Consider the following 24,666-nt stretch of genomic DNA (forward strand, 5'->3'; position numbering starts at 1 on the left):
TCCATGGATGCAGATGTCATCATCATCGGAGCTGGGTTAGCCGGGCTACAGGCTGCGCGCAGACTGCAAGACAGCGGATTAAGCGTCATCGTGTTAGAAGCATCTGATGCAGTCGGTGGCCGCGTGCGGACCGATCGAGTCGATGGGTTCCTCCTCGATCGAGGATTCCAGCTTCTCAATCCCGCTTATCCGGCCGTGCGTGAGTGGATCGATATCGAGGCGTTGCGGCTGCAGCATTTCGGTGTAGGTGCTCTCATCCGCAATGGCGAAAGTCTCACGAGGCTGGCGCATCCACTCCGGCACCCGCAGTATCTGCCGGAAGCTCTCCGCAGTGGCTATCTCCAGCCCAGAGAAGTGTTTGCGTTGTTGAAATGGCTAGCTCCCACACTGATCCGCGAAACAGCCTCATCACGGGCTCAGCAGGATATGACGCTGGCTAGCTCACTAGATTCGGCTGGAGTCACCGGTCCTTTGCGCACCAGCGTCATCGATACTTTCCTCAGCGGTGTGCTTGCCGACGCTAGTGGTACCACCTCAGCTAATTTCGTACGTCTACTACTTCGTAGCTTCGCCTTTGGCGTTCCTGGGCTGCCAGAGCAAGGTATGCAAGCGCTACCTGAGCTCATGGCGGCAGAGTTGGTTCACAAGCCACAAACTCAGATCCGGGTCACCTCAGTAGCCGAAACCACCGTGGGCGTCGAAGTTGGAACCGACACCGGTTTCTTGCGCGCACAGATGGCAATTGTCGCAGCAGGACCACCGGAGGCCGCCGAATTAACGGAAACCGCGGAACCAAAGATGAATGGTCTTTCGACATGGTGGTTTGCCACGGATCATTCCCCCTTGAAGGAGAAGTTCCTAGTGCTGGATGCCTCAGGGCCAGCCGGCAAAGCTGCCGGTCCAGTAGTCCACGCTGCGGTCGTCTCCGAGGTGGCACCTTCCTATGCCCCGGCAGGAAAACACTTAGTAGAAGCCACGACACTGTTGAGCGCAACGGGCAACAACCCTGATGAGGCGAGTGTCCGAAGAGATCTCGAGCGGATGTATGCCACGTCGGTGAACGACTGGGAACTCATTGCCCGCCACGAGCTCCCGCATACTCTGCCTGCGCAACCTCCTCCGCTCAATCAGCATCGCTCGCAACGCATCAATGACCGAGTCTTTATCGCAGGCGATCACCTCGATACTGCTTCGATCAATGGGGCGTTGTTGTCAGGAGACCGAGCAGCCAGATCGGTTGTCGAAGCCCTTTCGCATCGTAACTAGCCCCGCATATCCGCACGAGGTTAGAGAAACGAGACCTAGTGTTCTGGGACTATTGCTGGTCGAAGCAACCTACCCATCGCCATGCGCATGAGTGGCCGGTAGGCCACTAAAACTAGCCAGGGGCCGGCCAGCTCGATGCGCGCGAGTGTGCCCGAATCGGCATGATCATGAGGCTGGCTACTCAGGTAGTGATCTAAAACTAGCTTGCTAAATCCCAGCTGCACTGTCCATGACCACGAGAGCGATGGCGCATTGACGCTCACTACTTCAAAGTGAGCTCGGATGATCCCCAGCGCAGTCACGGTGCCATGAGTACCGGGCTGGAGCGTAGACGTAGAGGAAGTCACACCACTGATATGCGGTGCCCACCGGCTCCACTGCGCTGGGTAGAAGTAGCGCTCCCAGGCAAGATCTGGCGATGCGGGTCCGCTCACTTCTACGATCACTGAGCTCATAAAACTCTCCTTGTCATAGAGCCTTTAGGCCCAGCGACCGCTGGTGTCCGCGTGTACCTAGCTGTATTGGAGCACCGGATAATCCGTGTAGCCCTTCGCACCGCCAACGTAGAAGGTCTCCGGGTTGGGTTCGTTGAGCGGAGCTTGTTCCTGCCAGCGCTGCGCTAGATCCGGGTTGGCTAGTGCCAACCTACCCACAGATACGGCATCCGCGACGGAATTTTCGATCAGGCCCAGAGCAACCTCACGGTTGCTGAAACGGGTGAAACCGGTGTTGAGGATAACCGGGGCGTCGATTAGCTTTCGCATCCCTTGGACGAGGTCGCCATCTGGTTCATGGTGGACGATCTCCACATGACCTAGTTTCAAGCCCGAGATCCCTTCAGCCAGTGCGAAATAGGTGGCCAGCGCATCCTCATGATCGGATTCAACAGCACCTTGAATATTGTGCTCTGGGGAGAACCGCACACCGGTCTTGTCTGCGCCGATCGCCTCGGCCACCGCGGTGATCACCTCGATGGCAAAACGCGCCCGGTTTTCTGGACTGCCACCATAGGAATCAGTGCGGGTATTCGCGCTCGGTGCCAAGAACTCATGGATAAGGTAGCCGTTGGCACCATGGACCTGCACGCCATCCATGCCGGCGGCCATCGCGTTGCGGGCAGCGGTCACGAACTGCTCGATAATCTCCGGGATTTCCTCCTGTGTCAGCACGTGAGGAACCGGGGCATTCACTTTTCCGGTGGAGATCCGAATTGGGTTCGGGCTAGGGATAGCGCTGGGAGCAACGATCCGGCCGGTGCCGGAGAGCTCCGGATGCGAGATCCGACCGCCGTGCATAATCTGCATGACCATCTTTCCGCCCCGGGCATGTACCTCATCGGTGATCTCTCGCCAGCCATCGATGTGCTGCTGGGTCGCTATTCCGGGCTGAGTATCCCAGGTGCGACCTTCCTGAATCGGCCAGGTGCCCTCAGTGATGATCAGACCAAAGGAAGCACGCTGAGCGTAGTACTCCTTCATCAGCTCATTCGGGGTGCCATCGGTCTCTGCTCGAATCCGAGTCAAAGGTGCCATAACCAGGCGGTTGCTCAGTTCTAGTTCACCAAGCTGAGCTGGGGCGAAAAGAGCAGGTACGGACTTATGTTCACTCATTTTTTCTAGGATCTCTTTCATGCCAGTTGCCGAATGTTGCTGGTCCACTCCCTTGCAACGACGAACCGGGTAGTTTTCTTCCTTACCCCATTTTCTTCTACCTCAGGAAGGCCTAGCCTCCTGTGCTCTACTTGGTCTATGAACTTCCTTCAGCGATACCGTGCCACCGGAGCTGACCCGATCTTTGGCTCTCCTACCCACGCCCACCCGGGAGTGGCGATGGAGGGCTACTTTTGGCGGATCACCGATCCGGAATCTGGCCGAGTCATCATCGCGTTATGCGGTGCCAATCAAGGTCCAGAAGGATCGTGGGCCACCATTGGGCTGGCCGCTTGGCCGAGCGGTTTTCTGCGCACTGAAGCACTCGATGGAGCATGGACAGATCCAGCTGGATTGGGAGTTAAGGGCGGAACTGCTGACAGGCAGGACTCGCCTGCCTTCCGAGGTGGGAAGGACCGACTACAGGTCGACCTAGGCGCAGATGCTCAGCTAGATCTGACATTCCACGACCGCGCTGCCTGGCCACACCGCGCAGTAGGCGGCTCGAGTGGATTCCAGATGGTGCCCAAGCTGAATCAATACTGGCATCCGTGGTTGCTCGGTGGGCGAGCCTCAGGGTCGGCCACCCTCGGAGACCAAACGTGGGAGTTTAACAATGCGCAGGTCTACGCAGAGAAAAACTGGGGAAGTGAGGGATTTCCAGATTCTTGGTGGTGGGGCCAAGCCCAAGGGTTCGACGAGCCAGAAGCCTGTGTCGCTTTCGCAGGTGGGCTGGTCACCGCTGGCCCCATGAAGGCTGAGGTCACCGGCCTGGTCGTGAAACTTCCCGATGGCCGGGTGCTGCGCTTAGGCAATCCCATCATCAGCCCGGTCAATACTCACACCAGTGATGAACACTGGGAGCTTTCCGGCCGTGGATTCGGCTGGCGAGTAAAGATCGCTGCTGCTGCCCCACTCAATCAGGCTTTCGTTTTGCCAGTGCCGCTGCCTAGCGAGCATCGCAATGTCCCAGGCGACCTTGAGCATCTGGTGGGAGACCTTAAGATCACCGTGCATCGCTTCGGAAAACATGTCTGGTCTGGCAAGACTTCGCTTGCGGCATTAGAGCATGGCGGACTCGACCGGGCTAGAGCTGAGCTGCTTCGCCGCGGACTCGATCCAGAACGCACGTCGGCTCCCCCGGTGCTTCCCAGCGAGTAGCTCGTGCTGTTGATAATTCCAGCTCGGTGAGCAGTCAGCTGGATGGATATCGCTATGGCGCTAATAAGAACTAGAGCCAAGGGAATTCTTAGTTTGGTAGCTTGGCAACACATTCGGCTGATTGGCGCACCATGACGATAGGAAATGATGTGTTCTGGATAACTAAACTCACCACACGAATCGAGCAGCTGGAAGCCCAAACCAAGTTTCAAGGGAAGATTATCAACGAGATGGCCCAGCAGTTGGGAGTGCACATTGATCCCGTTGCGCTTGATCCGATGCGGCAGCTAGACGCAGAAGAATTAGAGCTGGTTCGGCTCGGGAAAAACGATCCCGGCGGTCAAACACCACCGTGAGCGCACTGGGTCTTCACTCTTGCAAGCTAAACAAGCTGTCGACAAAGCGAGCATCTCTTAAGTTCTGTTTAACCTGCGGGCACATGCGGAGCTAACGTTTGTCTTTTTCCTGATTCAGATCATGAGCAATAACGTTTGCCTCAGCGCGTGCTACCCGACGCTCCTCCGCTAGCTCGTAGGCATTCGCCAGCGATTCCAACAGCACGGGCGAGGCACCCATGAGTGAATCGCTGAGGCGTTTGCTCACGCCGCCAGTTTCAAACCGCTCCATGAGCTTGTCCGATACTCCGCAGACCACCACTTCGATTCCTTTGTCATGCCATCGATCGAGCAACCGAGTAAAAGACTTGATAAAGGTCGTGGAAGGAATTCCGGCAGATCCGCGCAGGGAGAGCACAATCGCGGCGTCGTGAGTGTGGTGAATTCTTGGCCAGTCTTCTTCCAACCGGTTGACCTCGGCAAAGAAGCCGGAGCCGAGATAGTGCAGCACGGTGGTACGCCCGCTGGGCAAGGTGGTGGGGGCATCCGCGATTTCGAAGCTGCCTTCAGGAGTCGGAATGAACTGTATGAGTCGCCCCTGTTTAGCTGCCTGAATGGTAAACAAAACGATCGACAACCCGGTGCCAAGGAAGATTGCCTGCTGCAGCGGCAACTGGGTGGTCGCAGCAAAGGTCAAGGCCATCGCAGCACTCGAGAGCCACGAGGTGCGAAGAACCAACATGACATCGGCAATTCGACCAGCGATCAGCTCACCGCCAATGACCAACAACAACCCACCGATTACCGCCATGGGGATGGCCCCGGCGAGGGGACCAAGGGTGACCACCAACAAGATCAATGACAGCCCTGCGAAGATTCCTACCCATCGAGTTTGTGCTCCAGCACTGGTGGCCACACCTGTACGAGAAAGTGAGCCACCAGTCGGCAAAGCACCGAAAAAGCTCCCGGCGACGTTAGCTATGCCTTGAGCTTTAAAATCTTGGGAGACGTTCGCGCGAGATCCATCCGGATTGGGCACGGCGGAACTGATTCCGGCGGCCTGCGCCAACGCGATCAACGCAATGGCTAAGCCACCAGAAACCAGAGATGGCATCGCAGCGAAATCAGGCAAGGTAAAGGGAGGCAATGATCGAGGGATCGCCGCAATATCGCTAACGAGTTCCACCTTGGTACCCAAGATCGTTACCACAATCGTGACCGTCAATAGCGCGGCAAGGGTCGCGATCTTTTTAAGTGCAGGTATCCGATGTAGCGCTGCCCATAGCCCGACAGTCGCCACCGCCACCGCTACCGTCGGCCAATCCCAGGATCTGATATGTACGAAGCCTTCGATGAGTTTGGCCACGGTATTCTGCGATTCCGGGCTATAGCCGGTCGCGTCTTTGACCACTCCAGCTACGATTTGCACGGCAATTCCCGCGGTAAAGCCGGTCATCACCGCCGTAGAAACAAAAGACATTGCCGAGCCGAGCTTCAGTAGCCCCAACAGCAACATCCATAAACCAACCATGGCGCTCAGCGCTGCCACGGCACCGAGATCTCCAGGATCGAGACCAGCACTAACCAGAATGCTGTGCGCTGACAGTGCAATGGCGCTGGTCAGCGTGGTGACCATGAGCGCCGTCCGAGAAAACAGCGAGCTGATAACCGTAGGTACGGCGCCCGACCACAAGCCCATCGGCGCAGAAAACCCACCAACGGTGGCATAGGCCATGCCCTCAGGGATGGAAAATAATCCTGTCATGAATCCTGAGACGGCATCGCGCACCGTCGGGCGGCCAAACCCTGATGTGGAGTCTGGCTGCCCTAAGGTGTCCTTCTTGCGTGAGAATCGCACTATCAGCGCCCGTTCGATTAGCTAGATCTAGCGTTGCTTTAAGGAGTGACGATATTGAAGTCGCTATCGCCGGATTCAAGCACCGCGTTGAGCCGAACTAGAGCGTCAGTATCACCGCTAAGCTCCAGCCCGGAGGCAAGAATAACTTCTTTCGAACCAGTAGCCAGGGCCGGCAAAGCGGACTTGTTTCCGGTGATCTTAAGTTCGGCCGGTTCACGTTGCGGCGCCGCACTGTAGGTCAACACACCGTTGGCCAACCGGAGCCGATACTGAACGTCAAGATCGGTGACTACAACATCGATCAAGATCTTCTCATCCCATGCCTTCGGGCCATTGATTTGAATGGCAAGTGCATCGAAAACCATCTCAGGAGTGAGCTGGCGGACGACATCCGGGGAATCCGTCTTGGTCGGAGTACCGAACTTTCCTTCGCGCAATTCGACAGCGCCAGAGAGGTAGAAATCGCGCCACGTTCCGTTTTCCGAGCCATATCCGAGCTGTTCATAAGTATCAGCCAGCACTTCCCGAGCTGCTGCATGATCGGGCTCTGCGAATACGGCGTGATTGCCGATCTCGGCTGCCCAGCGGTAATCACCAGCATCGAAAGCTTCTTTGGCATTGGCAACCAAGCCATCGACCCCGCCAGCTAGGCGTGCGTAGCGCTTAGCGCGCTGTACTGGGGTGTGCTCCCATAGGTGTGCGGGGTTACCGTCGAACCAACCCATGTAGCGCTGATAAATGGCCTTCACGTTGTGGCTGACCGAACCGTAGTAACCGCGAGCGTTCCACGTGTTTTCCAGGATCGGCGGAAGCTCGATTTCTTCGGCAATCTCTGACCCGGTTAATCCGCTGTTGAGCATGCGCAGGGTCTGGTCATGCAGGTAGGCATAGAGGTCGCGCTGAAGCCCTAAGTATTCCACCGAGCGCTCTTGACCCCACGTAGGCCAGTGGTGGGAGGCGAATACCAATTCGAGGTCATCGCCGAACATGTCAATAGTTTGGGTCAAATAGAACGACCAGGCGTGTGGGTCACGCACGACGGCGCCACGCAGCGTCAGCAGGTTGTGCAAGGTATGAGTGGCATCTTCTGCTGCACACAGAGCTTTGAAATCAGGAAAGTAGATGAGCATTTCCGAAGGCGCCTCGGTACCCGGGGCCATCTGGAATACCATCCGCACGCCATCGACTACTTCTTCATGGCCAGTCGTGGAAATGGTGCACGTCGGTGCGATCAAAGTGACCTGACCGGTTGAGGTGGTCTGTCCGAGACCAGCGCCAACTCCACCGCGGGGGCCGCGCTCCAAAGCTGCGCCGTACATGTAGCCAGCGCGACGCCCCATGGCGACACCTGCGTACACATTTTCCGATACGGCATGCTCGACAAAGCCTTCAGGAGCGATGATCTCAACAGCACCGGAGGCCACTTCCTCTTCCGAGACCATACCTTTAACACCGCCGAAGTGATCGACGTGCGAGTGGGTATAAAGGATTGCCTTAACGGGGCGATCTCCACGGTGCTCGCGATAGAGCTCCAGTGCTGCAGCTGCAGTCTCTGCGGAGAGCAAGGGGTCGATCACTACGATGCCCTCGTCGCCTTCGATAAAGGTGACGTTGGAAAGATCGAAGCCACGGACCTGGTAAATGCCCGGGGTTACTTCAAACAATCCCTCAAGAGCGACGAGCTGGGATTGCCGCCACAGGCTTGGGTTGACCGTGTCCGGTGATTCACCTTTGAGGAAATCATAGGTGCTGTTGTCCCAGACCACGGTGCCAGCTTCATTGGTGACCGCGTTTGGATCACGACGGCCGATTAGACCCCTAGTGGCATCTTCAAAATCCTGAGTGTCAGAGAAGGGAAGGCGGTCTCGCACTTCCTGCTGCTGAGCGACGATCGTCGGACTTGCCGGCTGAGGACGCTTAGGCGCTTGCGAACTAGACATTGTGACCTTTCACGGTGGCGGTGGAAATCCACACTATTCATACGAGAACCGCAAAATTTCAAGACAGCTACGTTGAGTAAATGCAGATACTTTAGTTAACACCGTCAAGAATATGTGAGCAAGAGATATATGTAGTTCCTATCTGTGTAATAGAAAGGGGCGCTACGTCGATTTTCCTCACTGACCACGGCTTTCACGCAGCTGACAGAGACCAGACAGGCACCAAATCTGGTGCAAAAACCATTGCTGTCGCCTCTTTCACGCCTTTTGAAGAACCCGTGAGGGATGGAGACTGAGGCTGGTAGCCTGCACCCATGAGACGCCGAATCATGTTTGCCCCGACAATTCTGCTGGCAGCAGCGCTTCTCGCTTCATGCGCCGGCAGCTCCGAGACCGAACAATCCCCGGCCACCGCCGAGTCGAGCAGCAGCACTGGCTCTGCCGATGACGCATCTCAAAGTGCCGATTCTCAAGAGTTTCCCGACGTCATTGATGCCGTTCTCAGCGCCAACGGCGATGAATTCACGGTTGCGGTAACAATCTCGTCCCCGTACGACAGTGCAGAACGCTATGCAGATGGCTGGCGGGTACTCACTACTGACGGTGACGTGCTCGCAGAGCATCAGCTTGGACACGACCATGCCAACGAGCAACCCTTCACACGTACCAGCAGTGCGTTCGCTATCCCTGATGATGTTATGGAAGTCATCGTCGAAGGACGCGACCAAGAATATGGATACGGTGGCGCGACAGTCACGGTCGAGGTTCCGCGTTAGACAGATGACGGCAGTAGAGGGCCAGACGGACACGGCGTAGACAGTTCAGCGCCCAGATCCCACCCTCCTGCCTATTTGCCTACTTCACGCCTCAGAGGAACTCGAATTGGACTTCCACTTGGTCATCGATGCTGTGGATGATGCCCAGGTAGAAAGCCCGAGCCTGGTCTTCGAGGAGATCACGGTTGTCATTAATCTGCTCTGCTTTAGTCTCCGCATTGAGGATACTGGTGATCGTTCGAGCAGTATCGATTTCCGGTGTGGCCCAGCTGAGTGCGCCATTATTCTCGATCGCAGTTTTGAATTGCTCACTGTCATGGCCGATAAAAATGAATTTCGGCACAACAATCAAATATTGGTTATCGTCGGTCTCCGTGACGGTCACCTCGCTGCCTTCGATACCGAATTTAGCGCGGTAGCTGTACTGCAGAAATTGCGTACGCTCAGAGCCGATCAGAGTCCGTCCCAAGAAACTGCGGTTCACGCGCTCTTCGGACAAGCCTTGGACGTTCGTACTCAGCAGTACAAGCTGCTCTTGACGTTCGATGGCGGTGATAATCTTCTCGTCATTCGAGACAACCTCCACCTCAACCAGATCGTCAAGAATCGGCGTATTTTTCAAAGCCCACGCGCTACCACCGAAGAATGCGCCCGCCCCCACGACCGCCATCAACACAATAGCCACCGATATCAACGAGATCCATTTTTTCATTAACTTTTCCTCATTTATGTCGGCAGGCTCAGACTTGGACTGTCAGGACAACTTCAATGACAACCTGAGAAGTATTACACGAAACTAAGTGCCCAACCCTGAACGTGGGTGTGCCGTCACTTCGGTCCGACAACCGAACAATCGAGGAAACTACCAGTGCACTACCGGTTAGACCCCCAAAGCCGAGCAGTCACCAGGAACTCCAACCGCATCCCTAGCCTGAGAATAGAGCTTCAGCATGAGGGCATCGAGCCAACCACCGACGTTGGCTCGGGCTTCCTGAGTATCTGGGTAACGACAGCGCAGATGCAGGCCCGAGTCATCCAGCATGAACCACAGCATGACCCCGTCGGGGTTGATGCCGGCTCCGACATACTGCGCTTGCAGGCTAGCGGTATCCACCTGCACCGGCAGCCTGCGCAGATCAAGCCAAGAGATGGCAAACGTCCCTGGGGCTTCCGGCATGACACCACTAGGCCCGAGCACCTCCCGCAACGGCCAAGATCCAAGCCAGACTGCCTCTTTGATTGCTACCGCACAGGCCTTCGGGTCCGGATCGGCTGATTCCAGCACGGAGTTAGTAATGAACCATCCAACTGAGTCATACCAATTCTTCTCATAGCGACTATGCACCGGGAACACTGCTCGGAGAGGCATGTCCGCTAGGTCTCTGGTCACTTCGGTCATCGCGGATACCACTGCCGACAGCGTGGAAACCCCGTTAGCCTTTGCCCGGGCAGAGAAGGCAGCACTGTCAGTAATGCCCAACACGTCCCGAACTTCCACCCGCTCAGCATGCGGAACCGGCGCCCCCAGCGGCAGCGGGAATCTTGGCATAACCCCGCCGCTGGAGGCAAGGATGTCAGCCCAGCGTTTATGCACCCCACCTGGAGCAGGCGAGCGCTCATCCAAGGCACGGGTGTGGTCAGCGAAGTCTGCCGCATCCATCAGCTGCGGGGTTACTCCACCATCCGAGACACCCAGCGCCACTAAGAGATCTCGGAGCATGACCAACATTGACCACATATCGGTGTGGGAGTGATCCGCTGCAATGATCACCGTGGGACGAAGCACCGTTTCCAAGACACATAACCGATGAGAGGGAGAATTATAGGGAGAGCAAGCCTGATCAAGCACTTTGCGCAGAGCATCATTTACCAATTGTCCGGTAGCAATGGGATGATCCACCCAACCTCCGGGAGAAATCTTTACTTCCTCCAAGATCGGCTCTCCGTCTGCGCCAGGGGAAAATACTGAACGAAGTGTTCCGTGTCGGTTAATGACTTCCAGCCAGGCAGCAGCCAGAAGCTCAGAGTCAACGGGCTTAGACAACGTAAAGCAAAGGGCCATCCAAGACCCTGGTCGGTCACCTTCTTTGACATGCCTTCGCTGGTCAAAGGAGATGGGTAGGTGGACTCCGGTGGGCTCGACCGCGACATCGTATCCCCGCAGTCGCCCAAAGGGCAGATTCAGGTGCGCAACATGGGTCAGTCTCATGTCCGATATTCTATAGTATGATAGGTATTTCCGCGAGAAAAATTATGAGGTGCAGCAATGACTACTTTCCAGGTTCCAGGTGCTCAGATCGCTTTGGAATATAGTGATGAGCAGGGCCATCCAGTAGTTCAGCTGCACGGACTAACCTCCAGTCGGGCACGTGATCGCCAGCTAGATCTCGACTTGGGCCGTGGCCTCCACGGGACCAGACTGCTGCGCTACGATGCCCGCGGCCACGGACAGTCCACTGGCCGTACCGTGGCAGAAGACTACCGCTGGGAGAACCTGGCACATGATCTTCTCCTGCTGCTCGACGAATGGTTCCCCGGCGAGCAAGTCCACGGAGTAGGCCCGTCAATGGGCTGTGGCACACTCCTACACGCTGCATGTCTAGAGCCGGACCGATTCAGCGGCCTGACGTTGATGCTCCCAGCTACTGCGTGGGAGACCAGAGTGGCCAAGTCAGTGAACTATCTGGCCGCTGCGGATCTCATCGAGCAACAAGGTGTCGGCGCTTTTCTTAAGTCGGATAAGGATCTGCCCACTCCCCCAGCCACCGCGGGCACGCCTGACACCCTCCCCGATGTCTCTGCCGAGTTGCTGCCCTGGGCATTCCGAGGCGCGGCACTCAGTGACCTTCCTGCCCCTGAACTTCTGCGCAAGCTCGATATTCCCACCACTATCTTGGCGTGGATCGATGATCCCGCTCATCCGATCTCCACTGCACAGGCGCTAGTGGAATATCTACCGCATGCCACCCTCCAAGTGGCCAGCACTCGCACAGAAGTCAAGCGGTGGCCGCTTACCTTGGCAAAAGACGTTGCCAGAGATTAAATATCCTTAGACGACGCCGCTCCCGAATCAGCCTAGGTCAAGGCTCGGGAGCAGCGTCCATTCGGATACAAAGGAACTAAAAGCTCACTCGTTGCAGGTGAAGTTCCCCCAAGCTGCGAGCGGTACCCCCCCCCGTCTTCATATACCCAATTCCCCCTGCCTAAAACGCAGAGTGCCACGGGCACTAGACGTTGAACTTGAAGTCCACCACGTCGCCATCAACCATGACGTAGTCCTTGCCCTCTTGACGGACCTTGCCCTGGGACTTCGCCTCACTCATCGAACCGGCAGCATCCAGATCATCAAAGGAGACAATCTCGGCCTTAATAAAGCCACGCTCGAAGTCGGTGTGAATGACACCGGCAGCCTGCGGAGCAGTGGCACCCTGCGGAATGGTCCACGCACGAGACTCCTTAGGACCTGCAGTCAGGTAAGTCTGTAGACCAAGGGTGGCAAAACCAGCCTTCGCCAAAGAATGCAGACCCGGCTCATGCTGGCCGACCGACTCCAACAATTCAGCAGCTTCATCTGCTTCTAGTTCAAGCAACTCGGTCTCGGTCTTGGCATCTAAGAACACGCAATCCGCCGGGGCGACTAGTGCGCGCAGCTCATCCTTCTTGGCCTCGTCAGTTAGTACTTCCTCATCGGCGTTAAAGACGTAGAGGAACGGCTTGGCCGTCATCAGGTGCAACTCACGCAGGACAGCTAGATCAATCTCGCCGCTCTTGGCCGCAGAGAACAACGTGCGGTCGTCTTCCAGCACAACCAGTGCCTTCTTAACTTCAGCGACCGTCTCAGCCAAGGATTTATCCTTGCGAGCATCCTTTTCCAGACGCGGCAGGGCTTTTTCAATGGTCTGAAGGTCGGCCAGGATCAGCTCGGTGTTAATCACCGAGATATCGGTAGAGGGTTCAACCCGCCCATCGACGTGGATGACGTTCTCATCAGAGAAGGCACGCACGACCTGACAGATTGCCTCTGCCTGACGGATATTGGCAAGGAAGGCATTGCCCATACCTTCACCTTCTGAAGCTCCCTTAACGATGCCGGCGATGTCGACGAAGGACACCGTGGCCGGAAGGATGCGCTGGGAGCCGAAGATCTCCGCAAGGCGACCCAGACGGGCATCGGGAAGCTCGACCAAACCAACGTTGGGCTCAATAGTTGCGAACGGATAGTTCGCAGCAAGCACATCGTTGCGGGTCAGGGCGTTGAACAGGGTGGACTTGCCAACATTGGGCAGACCGACGATTCCAAGAGTAAGGCTCACGGCCGTTTATTCTATCAGCCCGCCATGACCTAAAGCACTCATGCTTCTGTGGATCGTCTGGCAGTTATAGGGGTATGATTTTCAAACCACCGACAGGTATAGCCCAGATTTGGCTATCACCCCGTGGCGTTGTCATCATTTTGACAATAGATAACTGAAGTACTCCTTCAAGGACAGCTCCTCAAACCAGACAGGTTGATTCTCATGTCTACTAAAACTCCCCAGTCCGGGCAGGGCCAGCGACGTGAGGTGTTTTCCTCTCGCTGGGTCTTTTTGCTCGCCGCAGTCGGCTCGGCCGTCGGCCTCGGCAACATCTGGCGGTTCCCCTATGTCGCTTATGAAAATGGCGGCGGCGCCTTCCTCATTCCTTACCTCATCGCATTGCTCACGGCGGGTATCCCGCTGCTGTTTTTGGACTATGCGCTGGGACACCGTTACCGCGGTTCCGCTCCCTTGGTTTTCCGCCGGATCAAAAGCTGGGCTGAGCCAGTCGGTTGGGTCCAGGTCGGTATCGCCTTTTTCATCACGATTTACTACGCCGCGATCATCGCTTGGTCTGGTCTCTATGCCGTGAAATCCCTCAATAAGGCTTGGGGCAGCGATCCCGATACCTACTTCTTCTCTGATTTCCTGCAGTTCGATGCCACCTCGACCTTCTCCACGAGCTTCGTCCCACAGATCGCTCTGGCGCTTGCCATCGTGTGGATCGCAGCAATCGTCGTCCTAGCCATGGGCGTGGACCGCGGCATCGGCCGAGTGGCCAAGCTCTTCGTCCCGTTGCTTACGGTGCTGTTCATCATTGTTGTCATCCAGGCGCTCCTGCTGCCGGGAGCTTCTACCGGCCTCAATGCACTGTTTACTCCGGAATGGTCGGCGCTGACTGACGCAGGTGTCTGGATCGCCGCCTACGGACAGATTTTCTTCTCCCTGTCCATCAGCTTCGGCATCATGCTCACCTATTCTTCTTATCTGCGCCCGCGCTCCAACCTCACCGGCACCGGCCTGACAACAGCCTTTGCCAACTCTTCTTTCGAGGTCTTGGCTGGTCTTGGTGTGTTCGCTGCTCTCGGCTTCATGGCCGTCCAGCAGTCGGTACCAGTCGACGAGGTCGCTACCTCCGGCATCGGCCTAGCCTTCGTGGCCTTCCCCGCGATCATCAACGAGATGGCTTTCGGCCCGATCTTCGGCTTCCTTTTCTTCAGCTCCTTGACCATCGCAGGCTTTACCTCGCTGTTCTCACTGCTGGAGGTCGTGGTCTCTGCGGTTCGCGAGAAGCTCGACCTGCCACGCAAGAACGTCGCCATTGGCGTCGGCGTGGTCATGGCGTTGCTGTCGTTGGGACTGTTTTCCACGACTTCCGGGCTAATGGCCTTGGACATCATGGATAAGTTCACCAACAACATCGGTATTGTCGCCATCGCTTTGATCGCCGTCATCGTCTTGGACTGGATCTTGCGCCGGATTGACGAGTTCTCCTCGCACCTCAACGCCGTTTCTTCCTTCCGAGTAGGCACCATTTGGCGCATTAGCGTGGTTAACGTCACCAGCTTGGTGCTTGGTTTCACACTGATTCAAGAACTCATCAGCTTGGTCCAAGAGCCTTATGGTGGATACACCACCACCCAGATTGCGCTCTATGGCTGGGGAGTCCTCGCCTTCATCGTCCTGGCAGCCCTTGGCCTGTCGCTGATGCCTTGGCGTGGAAAGCTCCCGCTAGACGGACCTCCTGGCTCTGACTTCGGCGTCGATCCCTACCTAAGCCGTACGTTGCGCGAACCTCGCAGGTTCGCCGACCAGCCGGTCGCAGCAGCACCCGCAGTCGACACTAAGAAGAATGGAGAAAGCGCATGAGTGGCATCGCAATCATGATGATGGTCCTGTTCATGGTGGTCATCTGGGGAGGGCTGCTAATCAGCGCCCTGCACCTTCGAAAGAACCCCGATGAGCGCTCTGGCGAGCTGGGAACTTCCGTCTACGCCAGCGACGATCTGCTCACTGAGCAGGAAAGCGCTTAAGACTCTGTTAATACCTTGCAAGGCACTCGGGATTTTTCCGAGTGCCTTGCCCCGTTTACGACTGCTTAAGGCAAGATAGGTCCCATGAATGAGCACCAGGGCGACACAGCGCCCTCCGCCTCTCCCACCGAGGCTAGTGGGCTTAATCAGCCACCAACCCAGGTTCCAGAGCACGCTGAGCCTCTAGATCAAATCGACCGCTCCATTGTTATGGCAGAGTCCATCAAGACTTTCGCTATGTGGGCGCTACGGTTGTTGGTCATCGCAGCCTTTGTGTACATGACCTGGCAGCTGCTCAAGCAGGTGGGACAAGGTGTCCTGCCGATCGCTTTCGCCATCATCGTATGTACCGTTCTAGCGCCGCCCACCTCATGGATGCGCCACAAGGGTTTACCCAATGCCTTGGCTGCATTGATCTCAATCCTGGGATTCTTCGGCGCTTTCGGCACCTTGATCTGGTTAATCGCTCCAAATATCGCCAGCCAGTCCCAGGTTCTCTACTTGCAGGCTTTCGAAGGCGTGCAGCATATGCGTCTGTGGGCGCAAGGCCCGCCGCTGAATTTGGAGAGCCAGACGCTCGATAACATGCTCAATGAGTTTGCTACTTGGCTGCAAAATCAAGCCGGAGCCATCGCTGGTGGGATCGTCTCCGGTGTCAGTACCGCGACTTCCTTCGTGATCACACTCTCGATCATCTTGGTCCTGACCTTTTTCTTCCTCAAAGACGGTCACCGCTTCCTCCCCTGGGGCCGCAAAGTGGCGGGCCGGCGCTTGGGTTGGCACATGACCGAGAGCCTGACCCGAGGTTGGAATACCCTCGGTGGCTATATCCGCGCCCAGGCGTTGGTCTCGCTTATCGACGCCTTCTTCATCACCGCCGGTCTACTCATCCTCGATGTCCCCATCGCACTGGCACTTGGTGTGATTACGTTCATGGCAGGATTTATTCCCTATGTCGGAGCTATCGTCGCCGGTGCGCTCTCGGTGCTGGTCGCGCTAGTTTCACTCGGGTTCACCGAGGCAATGATCGTGCTAGCTATTGTGCTTGCGGTCCAGCAGCTAGAGGGCAACGTCCTCTCCCCTTGGTTGCAGTCGAAAGCCATGAGCTTGCACCCAGTCATCATCTTGGTATCGGTGATCATCGGTGGCGGTCTATTCGGCCTGGTTGGTTCCTTCCTCGCGGTTCCGGTTGCTGCAATGATTGCCATCGGACTGCGTTATCTCCTGGATATGACTTCGCTACGCGCCGGGGAGAAGTTGGCCTCGGAGATAGAATTCGTCACTCCTGAGGGCAAGATGATCGGCAAAATCGCTGAGGACGAGGGACGCCTATTGCGAGAACAGTGGCGTAATTCTGTGGTCTATGTTGAAGACCCCGATGAACAAGATCTCGAGGACAAAACCCCTGACAACAAGAAACACGATACTGATGACTCAGACAAGGAAGCTCCGCCACAAGCCTCCCGGGCTAAAACCCGAGGTTGGAATAACCCGAACTTCGAGCAGCTATTGACTCGTTTCGGCCGCCGTTAGAACGGCTCTCGCATTACCGCGAGCTTCAGCGTTGCATCTGCCCCGACTAAGATAGGTACTCGTGTCCAATTCGTCGCCCAAGAATAAAAGCGCACAGGCCACCTCCGGTTTCGCCGGATTGCCGACGTGGTCTGGCATCGCCATCGTCATTGCGGCGTTGACCACCGGCCTATTGCTGAGCATCAACGCCCAGCAAATCAGCTGGCCCTATCTGCTCTTTTTCGCGGTAGCGGGTATCGCGGTGGCCTTGCTGACCGAGGTTCGTGGACTATTTCTTACGATCGCTTCGATGCCTCTGTTGTTCGCCATCATGACGCTGTTAACTTCGTGGTCGATTGGGCGAAGCCTCTCTGCTGAAGGTAGCGCAGCCTTTTCAACAACCTCAATAGTCACGGCAATCTATCCCCTGGTGCAGTTTTTCCCCACCCTGATGATTGTCACGTTGATTGCCACCGCACTTGCGGTGCTCAGGGTATGGGTGGCAAAACGTAATGCGGTGGCCCGCGCAAGTGCTGCCACTAGGCACCGGCGCCGAGCAGCAGAGGCAAATCGCCGCAACCGCGACACCACCTCGCGTGCACGTAATAGAGCCAATGAGATCACCGTCGAAGAGCTCTTGGCGCGTAATCGCCGGCGGGAAACCTCTACGGCTGCCCAACCGCCGCGGCCCGAGACCCCACGGGCCCCACGCGCTGAACCTCAGCGATCAGAGCCCCGACGCCCCGACCCTCGCTCCCCAGAGCATCGCCACCGGCTCGACGACGATTTCTATTCCTAGATCTTCCGAGTATTCCTAGGACCGAGCCGGACGCAGGTCACGCGGCAGGGAGAACACGATCTTCTCACTAGCAGTCGTGATCTGTTCCACCGAGGTGAATTCGTGCTGAGCAAGCAATTCTAGGACGTCTCGCACGAGGATCTCAGGCACCGAAGCACCAGAAGTTACTCCCACCGTGGATACGCCTTCGAACCATGCCTCATCGATCTGATCGGCAAAATCCACCAGGTAGGCGGCACCTACCCCCGATTCCAAAGCGACATCGACTAGTCGCTTGGAGTTTGATGAATTCTGCGAGCCCACCACGATCATCAGATCGCAGCGCTCGGAAATAGCCTTGACCGCTACCTGACGGTTCTGAGTGGCATAGCAAATATCGTCGCTGGGCGGATCCTGCAGATGCGGGAAACGTCGTTTGAGGGCGTGTGCGATTTGCATCGTCTCATCCACCGAAAGAGTGGTTTGGGATAGCCACACCAGCGGCTGCTCTTCGAGAAATGCTGGGAGCTTGTCCACACCTTCGAGTCCGTCGATCAGGTGGGTGTCATTGGGGGCCTCCCCCATCGTGCCTTCCACCTCTTCATGGCCTTCATGGCCGATGAACAAAATTTGGTACCCATCACGAACGAACCGCTTGACCTCGTTGTGCACCTTGGTCACCAGCGGACAGGTCGCATCGAGAGTTCGCAGGTTCAGTGTCTCCGCGGAGCGGTGGACGGCTGGGGAGACTCCATGGGCAGAAAAAACCAGGTGTGCCCCCGCAGGAACTTCCTCCGTTTTGTCCACGAATATCGCGCCGCGCTCAGCGAGGGTGTCCACCACGTATCGGTTGTGCACAATTTCCTTACGCACGTACACGGGTGCACCGTATTTATCGAGGGCCTTTTCCACGGTCTCTACGGCACGGTCGACTCCAGCACAGTAACCACGTGGGGCTGCGAGAAGGACCTTCTTTTCTGCTTCGCTCATGGACCCACCCTAACCAAAGCCTACGACTAAAGCCTAGACTTGCGTGGTCATCGTCAACCGGCATCCGACGGCCCGATCACGAAGGTGGACCCAGATATGGCAGCAAGCCCCAACTCTTCAGAGACTCCTTGGCCAGTTCGCACGCTCAATGCCGAGGTCAAAGGCTGGATTCAACGGCTTGGTTCCCTGTGGGTCGAAGGCCAGCTAACCCAGATCAACATCAAACCAACGTGGAAGTTGTCCTACCTAACTCTGCGGGATACCGAATCCGAAGCGTCGGTCCAGTTGACAGCTTCTACCTCCCTGTTGCGCGGGATGGCCACCCCACTGCGCGATGGCGACCGCGTGGTCGTCCAGGCTCGTCCGGCGTTCTACGAAGGCCGTGGCTCCTTTTCCCTCTGGGTCAGCGAGATCCGGCTGCTAGGAATCGGTGAATTACTCGCCCGGATTGAGGCCTTGCGTGGGCAATTGGCGGCCGAAGGCTTGTTTGATCTGGCACGCAAGCGAAAATTGCCCTATCTCCCCAACCGGGTGGGGCTGATCACCGGTCGAGGTTCTGCCGCGGAAAGAGACGTCCTAGCAGTAGCTCGCAGTCGCTGGCCGGAGGTAGATTTCCGAGTCATCAACACCCCAGTGCAAGGCGCCACGGCTGTTACGGAGATCATCTCCGCACTGCAGCTTCTCGACGCCGATGAGAGCGTCGATGTCATCATCATCGCCCGCGGCGGTGGCAGCGTGGAGGACCTGCTGCCCTTTTCTGAGGAATCTCTCCAGCGGGCAGTCGCGGCAGCAGTGACCCCCGTGGTCTCCGCTATCGGTCATGAGCCAGACAATCCGGTGCTGGATAATGTCGCCGATCTGCGCGCAGCTACCCCAACGGATGCCGCTAAGCGGGTCGTCCCAGATGTCGCCGAAGAACGAGCACTAGTAGCCGAGGCTCGTTCGCGGATGGCAGCAGCTCTACGCGGCTGGGTCAGCCGCGAGCGTCAAGGGTTGGCATCGATGCGTTCTCGCCCAGTGTTGGCAGATCCCATGACTCCCATCACGAGAAGGCGTGAAGAAATTGAGCGGGCGCTAGCGATGATGAGGCGCGATATCCGCGTCCTGCTCGAACGCGAGAACGCCAAAACCCAAGCGCTGCGTTCGCAAATATCGGCGCTTGGTCCGGCTGCCACACTCTCGCGAGGCTATGCGGTGGTCCAAGTGGTCCCGCGTGATGGCTCTGCGCCGGAAGTGGTCATGAGCATCGATCAAACCCCACCTGGTAGTCAACTACGCATCCGAGTAGCTGATGGTTCCATCACCGCCGCAGGAATGTCTGCCACCCCGGCAGACTAGTCCAGATCAACCAATACTTGTTTTAGGGAGATAAAGATCAATGAGTGACAACGTCGTAGGAAATGGACAGGCCGGGGACAATGCCCACCCGGGCGTCGATACGCTCAGTTATGAGCAAGCGCGCGATGAGCTGATCGAGACCGTCAAAATCCTCGAGCTCGGGCAGATGGGCCTCGACGAGTCCCTGAAATATTGGGAACGCGGCGAGGCGCTAGCTAGGCGCTGCGAAGAGCATCTCGACGGAGCATCCCGCAGAGTCGAAGATGCCCTCGCCACAGAGCGCTAAAACTAGAGTTCGGAAGGCAGCGGCTCGGAGAGCAGAGTCGCGCTAATGATAGTGCGGAAATCTTCTTCGAAGGCGGCACCGCTAAAGAGCAATCTGCTATCTCCGTGATCGACCACCCAGAGGTCTCGAACATCGGCATATTCAGACTGATAGACCTCGACCTGATATCCCTCCAGATCGAAGGTGCGATCAAGCTCGCGCGGATCAGCGTCAATCTCCTTGACGGCATCTTCCAGCGATTGATCAGTCTGAGTCAGCTGGATATAGCCCTGATCGGCAGTTACCCAGCCGACCACCGGTGCTGGCGTGTCACCAATATAGGAACGACGAGCGGAGTTGGTGACCCATCCTTCCGGGCTCTCGGGAAGATACAACGGGTAATCCGTGGCTCGAGCCTCCAGCCCCATAAAAGACTCAGCGTCTACTTCACGGACGGGACCACCCTCTGGGGTGCCCGGCTCATAGCTACATAATCCGGTCGCGCCGACGGCAACCACCATCGCCACGATGATTACGGCCAAGGACAGTATCATGTCCCAGCCGCCCTGATAGATCCTAGGTTTATCCTCAGCTGCCACGCGCACAAGTATGGCACGAGCCACCCCTTTCCCGGAATACTGGGCCGATCCTGTCGATTAGACGGAATATCCCCCTCTTTCGGGTGGAGATTCTGCGTCGGCGAGCCCTGGAAGGTGCAACAATAAAAGGCAGTGGGTGGAGGATTCATCCACGTCAGTTAAATACTGAGCGCTAAAAACTTTTTGCCTGCAGGAGGCCGATCACATGAATGCACCCCACCTCGAAGTTCCGGACCGTAACTTGGCCATGGAACTCGTCCGTGTCACGGAAGCAGCTGCCCTCGCATCGGGACGCTGGGTCGGTCGCGGTAGGAAAGAGGACGGTGATGGCGCGGCAGTCGACGCCATGCGCCAGCTGATCAACTCCGTGAACATGAACGGTGTGGTCGTCATCGGCGAGGGCGAGAAGGATGAAGCCCCGATGCTGTTCAACGGCGAGCATGTCGGCAACGGCCAAGGCGCTGAGATTGACATCGCAGTTGACCCCGTCGATGGCACCACGTTGATGGCTGAGGGCCGTCCGAACGCTATTTCAGTCATTGCTGCCTCCGAGCGGGGTTCAATGTATGACCCCTCCGCAGTGTTCTACATGGACAAGATTGCCGTTGGCCCGGAAGCTGCTGGCTCCATCGACATCGAAGCTCCTGTCTCCCACAACATCAACGCTGTGGCACGCGTCAAGGGCATCAAGCCCGCTGACGTGACTGTCGTCGTCTTGGATCGCCCCCGCCACAATGAATTGATCGCTGATATCCGCCGCGCAGGCGCCAAGGTTCGTCTCATCTCCGACGGTGACGTGGCCGGCGCTATCGCTGCTGCCCAGGATTCCAACTCCATCGATATCGCCATGGGTGTGGGCGGAACTCCTGAGGGCATCATTACCGCTTGTGCGCTCAAGTGCATGGGCGGAGAGATCCAGGGCAAGCTCGCGCCGATCGATGAAGCTGAAGCCGATCGCGCTCGTGCAGCTGGCCTGGATGTCAATGCTGTCTTAGGTCTCAATGACCTAGTTGCCTCTGATAACTGCTACTTCGCTGCTACCGGCGTGACCAACGGCGATATGCTCCGTGGCGTGTCCTACCGCGCTGACAGCGCAACCACCCGCTCTTTGGTTATGCGTTCAAAGTCCGGCACCGTTCGTTATGTCGAGTCCCGCCACCAGCTGGCCAAGCTGCAGGAATATTCGGTAGTTGACTACTTCAAAGAGCCAACTACCTAATTTAGGCTGATCGGACATACTCGGAGAGGGCGCTTGGCCCCGGTGGCCCCTCTCCGATTGCTTTCTAGCCGGTGGCCCCACTTTTCATTCCCAACAACCGAACACAAGGTGGTTATTCATGACCCAGCAGGAATTCCGCATCGAGCACGACACGATGGGTGAGGTCAAGGTCCCCGTCAACGCACTATGGAGTGCTCAGACCCAGCGTGCCGTGGAGAACTTCCCGATCTCCGATCGCCCGCTCGAAAGCGCCCAGATTCGCGCCATGGGCCTGCTCAAGGCCGCTTGCGCTCAGGTGAATAAGGACCGCGGACTGCTCAATGATGAGCAGGCAGACGCCATCATCACCGCGGCCAAGGAAATCGCCGACGGTAAGCATGACGCTGAGTTCCCCATCGATGTGTTCCAGACCGGTTCCGGTACCTCATCGAACATGAACGCCAATGAGGTCATTGCCTCCATCGCTAAGAAAAACGGCGTGGAGATCCACCCGAATGACCACGTCAACATGGGTCAGTCCTCCAACGACACCTTCCCCACCGCTACTCACGTAGCCGCTACCTTGGCAGCAGTCAACGACCTGGTGCCTAACCTCAAGGTCCTGCAGGCCTCCCTGGCAGCCAAGGCTATCGAGTGGAAGAGCGTCGTCAAGTCCGGCCGTACCCACCTCATGGATGCAGTTCCGGTCACCTTGGGCCAGGAGTTCGGTGGCTACGCACGCCAGATCGAAGCTGGCATCGAGCGCGTCGAAGCTACCTTGCCGCGGCTCGGCGAGCTGCCCATCGGTGGCACCGCCGTGGGCACTGGCCTCAACACCCCGGCTGATTTCGGTGCCAAGGTCACAGCTGAGCTAGTTAAGCTGACCGGTGTCGAGGAACTGGTCGAGGCACGTAACCACTTCGAGGCTCAGGCCAACCGCGATGGCTTGGTGGAGTTCTCTGCAGCCATGCGTGGTGTCGCAATCTCCCTGAACAAGATCGCCAACGACATCCGCTGGATGGGGTCCGGCCCGCTGACCGGACTCGGCGAGATCCACCTGCCGGACCTGCAGCCGGGTTCTTCCATCATGCCGGGCAAGGTCAACCCAGTGTTGGCAGAAACTGCCACTCAGGTTGCCGCCCAGGTCATCGGCAATGACGCCGCCATTGCTTTCGGTGGCGCCAATGGCCACTTCGAGCTCAACGTGTTCATCCCGATGATGGCCCGCAACGTGCTCGAGTCCGCCAAGCTGCTGGCTAATACCTCTCGGGTATTTGCGACCAAGCTGGTCGATGGCATTGAGCCCGACGTCGAGCGCATGCTCACCCTGGCGAAGTCTTCCCCTTCGATTGTCACTCCGCTGAACTCGGCAATTGGCTACGAAAATGCCGCCAAGGTTGCCAAGGCTGCGTTGAAGGAAGGCAAGACCATCCGTCAGACAGTCATCGACATGGGATTCGTCGATGACGAGGCCCTGACCGAAGAAGAACTGGATAAGCGACTCGACGTGCTGGCTATGGCCAACACTGACCGGGATCAGTAGTCTCTAGCCTTCTTCATCTTGCTGTGCCCTCGCTGCTCTAGCCTTATCCGTTTTCTACGGATCACGCAGCGGGGGCATTTGCTATGTCAATCAGTCTGGCCTCTAGTGATCAGTTGTAATAGGTAGGGCGTCGGGATGATCTTTAGCTCTCGGGCTTGTTTATCAAAGGTTGACAGGGTGGTCATCTCCCCCTCATGGAACATATGCAACAACGGCGAGACTGGGTGTGGGCTGTCATCAGCAATATGTGCAGCCACCGGGGCCATCCGTCCTAATGCCTCCAGCAAATCTTCGCCCTCGGTGATCTCTCGGAGCAGGAGGATATGCCGACTGGGCATAGCTACCAGCACTCCCAGGGAGCGATCTAGCTCAGGCGCCCAACTGTCTAGGACTTCCTCCAGCACAATGGGAGCAGAGGAAAGATAGTAATTATCTGACTCGAAGGAATAAAAACGGGCACCGGGATGATCCTCAGAGCCCGGATGCACATGTGATCTAACGTTGGCTTTGTTGAGCTCTGCACGCAGATTATTCCGAGCTGCTCGGACCAGAGTCTCAAGATCATCGATTTTTCGCAGGCGCTCCAGCGGCAGCGTTCGAATCGAGTGCGCAGTATCTAACACCATGGTGACCGCAGTATCACTGGTGAAGCCGCGCACAGTAGCGGAGTTGAGGATATCGGCTTCCTCGGTGACAAGGCCGCCTAGCGGGGCCACCCGCAATCGAAGTCCGGCGTAGAGCTCAGCAGTATCTAATCCTGCAACCCGTTGATCCTCGACCATCGTCTCTATGAAGGATCTGGTCAGTAATTTCACCGCTCGAGGATGCTGGGAACTGGCAATTTCGTCGATCAATCCCTGAAGGTTAAGTGTGATCCGTTCATGGCTCGGATGATCAATGATGCCGCGGTTGCCATCGAATCGGATACTAGCCCCAGATTCTGCCAGCTTCTCGCGCAGCTCAGCGCGTAGCTGATGCGCCTGACGGTGACTGAGCCCCGGGTAGTGCTCATCAGGCTGTGCCGAGAAACGCCGGGAGCGACGATGAAAAAACAAGACAGCTCCCCCTGGTCGGTTATGTGTGGAGCCGACGCTATCACCGGATCCTGCCAGATGCACTCAGCTCAGTAT

The 24,666-nt window shown here is 57.1% G+C and carries 22 protein-coding genes and 1 pseudogene; 13 read left to right on the top strand and 10 right to left on the bottom strand.

Annotated elements, in window-relative coordinates:
• The first annotated feature begins 3 nt into the window (after positions 1 to 3).
• Positions 4 to 1,266, top strand: coding sequence for a flavin monoamine oxidase family protein (locus C5L39_RS08320; protein ID WP_123048424.1), 1,263 nt, complete (start codon positions 4 to 6; stop codon positions 1,264 to 1,266).
• Positions 1,267 to 1,301: 35 nt separating this feature from the next.
• Here C5L39_RS08320 and C5L39_RS08325 read toward each other — a convergent pair whose 3' ends face one another.
• Both C5L39_RS08325 and C5L39_RS08330 read right to left on the bottom strand, forming a co-directional pair.
• A complete protein-coding gene (locus C5L39_RS08325) occupies positions 1,302 to 1,721 on the bottom strand; it encodes an SRPBCC family protein (RefSeq protein WP_123048425.1) in 420 nt (139 codons plus the stop codon).
• 57 nt (positions 1,722 to 1,778) lie between these two features.
• Positions 1,779 to 2,876, bottom strand: a complete 1,098-nt coding sequence (locus C5L39_RS08330; protein ID WP_123048615.1) for an alkene reductase — start codon at positions 2,874 to 2,876, stop codon at positions 1,779 to 1,781.
• A 138-nt stretch (positions 2,877 to 3,014) separates the two neighbouring features.
• Here C5L39_RS08330 and C5L39_RS08335 point away from each other — a divergent pair, with 138 nt between their 5' ends.
• Both C5L39_RS08335 and C5L39_RS08340 read left to right on the top strand, forming a co-directional pair.
• Entirely contained in the window at positions 3,015 to 4,076 is a 1,062-nt protein-coding gene (locus tag C5L39_RS08335; protein WP_123048426.1) for a tocopherol cyclase family protein, read from the top strand.
• 131 nt (positions 4,077 to 4,207) lie between these two features.
• On the top strand, positions 4,208 to 4,432 hold the full coding sequence (locus tag C5L39_RS08340) for a hypothetical protein (protein WP_126268747.1): 225 nt from the start codon (positions 4,208 to 4,210) through the stop codon (positions 4,430 to 4,432).
• 91 nt (positions 4,433 to 4,523) lie between these two features.
• On the opposite strand, the gene C5L39_RS08345 is transcribed toward C5L39_RS08340, so the two are convergent.
• On the bottom strand, positions 4,524 to 6,269 hold the full coding sequence (locus C5L39_RS08345) for a SulP family inorganic anion transporter (RefSeq protein WP_425453874.1): 1,746 nt from the start codon (positions 6,267 to 6,269) through the stop codon (positions 4,524 to 4,526).
• A gap of 38 nt (positions 6,270 to 6,307) precedes the next feature.
• Positions 6,308 to 8,209, bottom strand: a complete 1,902-nt coding sequence (locus tag C5L39_RS08350; RefSeq protein WP_123048428.1) for an alkyl/aryl-sulfatase — start codon at positions 8,207 to 8,209, stop codon at positions 6,308 to 6,310.
• Positions 8,210 to 8,523: 314 nt separating this feature from the next.
• On the opposite strand from C5L39_RS08350, the gene C5L39_RS08355 reads away from it, so the two are divergent.
• Complete coding sequence (locus tag C5L39_RS08355) at positions 8,524 to 8,985, top strand: hypothetical protein (protein WP_123048429.1); 462 nt, start codon at positions 8,524 to 8,526, stop codon at positions 8,983 to 8,985.
• Between the two features lie 91 nt (positions 8,986 to 9,076).
• On the opposite strand, the gene C5L39_RS08360 is transcribed toward C5L39_RS08355, so the two are convergent.
• A complete protein-coding gene (locus C5L39_RS08360; RefSeq protein ID WP_123048430.1) occupies positions 9,077 to 9,697 on the bottom strand; it encodes a hypothetical protein in 621 nt (206 codons plus the stop codon).
• A 201-nt stretch (positions 9,698 to 9,898) separates the two neighbouring features.
• Positions 9,899 to 11,194 (bottom strand): annotated as a pseudogene (locus tag C5L39_RS08365) (condensation domain-containing protein); the annotation flags it as partial.
• 57 nt (positions 11,195 to 11,251) lie between these two features.
• On the opposite strand from C5L39_RS08365, the gene C5L39_RS08370 reads away from it, so the two are divergent.
• On the top strand, positions 11,252 to 12,028 hold the full coding sequence (locus tag C5L39_RS08370; protein WP_123048432.1) for an alpha/beta fold hydrolase: 777 nt from the start codon (positions 11,252 to 11,254) through the stop codon (positions 12,026 to 12,028).
• A gap of 184 nt (positions 12,029 to 12,212) precedes the next feature.
• Here the strand turns inward: C5L39_RS08370 and ychF are convergent, their stop codons facing one another.
• Positions 12,213 to 13,298, bottom strand: a complete 1,086-nt coding sequence (gene ychF, locus C5L39_RS08375) for a redox-regulated ATPase YchF (protein ID WP_123048433.1) — start codon at positions 13,296 to 13,298, stop codon at positions 12,213 to 12,215.
• Between the two features lie 204 nt (positions 13,299 to 13,502).
• Between ychF and C5L39_RS08380 the strand changes: the two genes are divergently transcribed.
• From C5L39_RS08380 to C5L39_RS08395, 4 genes are all read left to right on the top strand, one after another.
• Positions 13,503 to 15,149 (top strand): sodium-dependent transporter, encoded by a 1,647-nt coding sequence (locus C5L39_RS08380; RefSeq protein ID WP_123048434.1) that lies wholly within the window; start codon positions 13,503 to 13,505, stop codon positions 15,147 to 15,149.
• Positions 15,146 to 15,313, top strand: coding sequence for a methionine/alanine import NSS transporter subunit MetS (gene metS / locus C5L39_RS08385; protein WP_123048435.1), 168 nt, complete (start codon positions 15,146 to 15,148; stop codon positions 15,311 to 15,313). The genes C5L39_RS08380 and metS overlap by 4 nt, the downstream gene beginning before the upstream one ends.
• An 84-nt stretch (positions 15,314 to 15,397) precedes the next feature.
• Positions 15,398 to 16,846 (top strand): AI-2E family transporter, encoded by a 1,449-nt coding sequence (locus C5L39_RS08390; protein WP_123048436.1) that lies wholly within the window; start codon positions 15,398 to 15,400, stop codon positions 16,844 to 16,846.
• Positions 16,847 to 16,907: 61 nt separating this feature from the next.
• Entirely contained in the window at positions 16,908 to 17,624 is a 717-nt protein-coding gene (locus C5L39_RS08395; RefSeq protein WP_123048437.1) for a DUF6542 domain-containing protein, read from the top strand.
• A 15-nt stretch (positions 17,625 to 17,639) separates the two neighbouring features.
• On the opposite strand, the gene C5L39_RS08400 is transcribed toward C5L39_RS08395, so the two are convergent.
• Positions 17,640 to 18,593, bottom strand: a complete 954-nt coding sequence (locus C5L39_RS08400) for a 4-hydroxy-3-methylbut-2-enyl diphosphate reductase (RefSeq protein ID WP_123048438.1) — start codon at positions 18,591 to 18,593, stop codon at positions 17,640 to 17,642.
• Between the two features lie 96 nt (positions 18,594 to 18,689).
• Between C5L39_RS08400 and xseA the strand changes: the two genes are divergently transcribed.
• Positions 18,690 to 19,931, top strand: a complete 1,242-nt coding sequence (gene xseA, locus C5L39_RS08405; RefSeq protein ID WP_123048439.1) for an exodeoxyribonuclease VII large subunit — start codon at positions 18,690 to 18,692, stop codon at positions 19,929 to 19,931.
• A gap of 40 nt (positions 19,932 to 19,971) precedes the next feature.
• Positions 19,972 to 20,217: an exodeoxyribonuclease VII small subunit gene (locus C5L39_RS08410; RefSeq protein ID WP_123048440.1), complete on the top strand. Its 246-nt coding sequence runs from the start codon at positions 19,972 to 19,974 to the stop codon at positions 20,215 to 20,217.
• Between the two features lie 2 nt (positions 20,218 to 20,219).
• Here C5L39_RS08410 and C5L39_RS08415 read toward each other — a convergent pair whose 3' ends face one another.
• Positions 20,220 to 20,795 carry a DUF4245 domain-containing protein gene (locus C5L39_RS08415; protein WP_123048617.1) on the bottom strand — a complete coding sequence of 192 codons (576 nt, stop codon included), beginning with the start codon at positions 20,793 to 20,795 and terminating at the stop codon, positions 20,220 to 20,222.
• A gap of 205 nt (positions 20,796 to 21,000) precedes the next feature.
• Here C5L39_RS08415 and glpX point away from each other — a divergent pair, with 205 nt between their 5' ends.
• Both glpX and C5L39_RS08425 read left to right on the top strand, forming a co-directional pair.
• Positions 21,001 to 22,014 carry a class II fructose-bisphosphatase gene (gene glpX / locus C5L39_RS08420; protein ID WP_123048441.1) on the top strand — a complete coding sequence of 338 codons (1,014 nt, stop codon included), beginning with the start codon at positions 21,001 to 21,003 and terminating at the stop codon, positions 22,012 to 22,014.
• Between the two features lie 118 nt (positions 22,015 to 22,132).
• Positions 22,133 to 23,536 (top strand): class II fumarate hydratase, encoded by a 1,404-nt coding sequence (locus tag C5L39_RS08425; RefSeq protein ID WP_123048442.1) that lies wholly within the window; start codon positions 22,133 to 22,135, stop codon positions 23,534 to 23,536.
• An 86-nt stretch (positions 23,537 to 23,622) separates the two neighbouring features.
• Here C5L39_RS08425 and C5L39_RS08430 read toward each other — a convergent pair whose 3' ends face one another.
• Positions 23,623 to 24,654 carry a hypothetical protein gene (locus C5L39_RS08430; protein ID WP_245974943.1) on the bottom strand — a complete coding sequence of 344 codons (1,032 nt, stop codon included), beginning with the start codon at positions 24,652 to 24,654 and terminating at the stop codon, positions 23,623 to 23,625.
• Between the last annotated feature and the right edge of the window lie 12 nt (positions 24,655 to 24,666).

The organism is Corynebacterium alimapuense, from assembly GCF_003716585.1.
Classification (GTDB): Bacteria; Actinomycetota; Actinomycetes; order Mycobacteriales; family Mycobacteriaceae; genus Corynebacterium; species Corynebacterium alimapuense.

What these genes read in the sequence shown, in the direction of transcription:
- C5L39_RS08320 (WP_123048424.1), top strand. Translation starts at nt 4, where the DNA reads ATGGATGCAGATGTCATCATCATCGGAGCTGGGTTAGCCGGGCTACAG.
- C5L39_RS08325 (WP_123048425.1), bottom strand. Translation starts at nt 1,721, where the DNA reads ATGAGCTCAGTGATCGTAGAAGTGAGCGGACCCGCATCGCCAGATCTT.
- C5L39_RS08330 (WP_123048615.1), bottom strand. Translation starts at nt 2,876, where the DNA reads ATGAGTGAACATAAGTCCGTACCTGCTCTTTTCGCCCCAGCTCAGCTT.
- C5L39_RS08335 (WP_123048426.1), top strand. Translation starts at nt 3,015, where the DNA reads ATGAACTTCCTTCAGCGATACCGTGCCACCGGAGCTGACCCGATCTTT.
- C5L39_RS08340 (WP_126268747.1), top strand. Translation starts at nt 4,208, where the DNA reads ATGACGATAGGAAATGATGTGTTCTGGATAACTAAACTCACCACACGA.
- C5L39_RS08350 (WP_123048428.1), bottom strand. Translation starts at nt 8,209, where the DNA reads ATGTCTAGTTCGCAAGCGCCTAAGCGTCCTCAGCCGGCAAGTCCGACG.
- C5L39_RS08355 (WP_123048429.1), top strand. Translation starts at nt 8,524, where the DNA reads ATGAGACGCCGAATCATGTTTGCCCCGACAATTCTGCTGGCAGCAGCG.
- C5L39_RS08360 (WP_123048430.1), bottom strand. Translation starts at nt 9,697, where the DNA reads ATGAAAAAATGGATCTCGTTGATATCGGTGGCTATTGTGTTGATGGCG.
- C5L39_RS08370 (WP_123048432.1), top strand. Translation starts at nt 11,252, where the DNA reads ATGACTACTTTCCAGGTTCCAGGTGCTCAGATCGCTTTGGAATATAGT.
- C5L39_RS08380 (WP_123048434.1), top strand. Translation starts at nt 13,503, where the DNA reads ATGTCTACTAAAACTCCCCAGTCCGGGCAGGGCCAGCGACGTGAGGTG.
- metS (WP_123048435.1), top strand. Translation starts at nt 15,146, where the DNA reads ATGAGTGGCATCGCAATCATGATGATGGTCCTGTTCATGGTGGTCATC.
- C5L39_RS08390 (WP_123048436.1), top strand. Translation starts at nt 15,398, where the DNA reads ATGAATGAGCACCAGGGCGACACAGCGCCCTCCGCCTCTCCCACCGAG.
- C5L39_RS08400 (WP_123048438.1), bottom strand. Translation starts at nt 18,593, where the DNA reads ATGAGCGAAGCAGAAAAGAAGGTCCTTCTCGCAGCCCCACGTGGTTAC.
- xseA (WP_123048439.1), top strand. Translation starts at nt 18,690, where the DNA reads ATGGCAGCAAGCCCCAACTCTTCAGAGACTCCTTGGCCAGTTCGCACG.
- C5L39_RS08410 (WP_123048440.1), top strand. Translation starts at nt 19,972, where the DNA reads ATGAGTGACAACGTCGTAGGAAATGGACAGGCCGGGGACAATGCCCAC.
- glpX (WP_123048441.1), top strand. Translation starts at nt 21,001, where the DNA reads ATGAATGCACCCCACCTCGAAGTTCCGGACCGTAACTTGGCCATGGAA.
- C5L39_RS08425 (WP_123048442.1), top strand. Translation starts at nt 22,133, where the DNA reads ATGACCCAGCAGGAATTCCGCATCGAGCACGACACGATGGGTGAGGTC.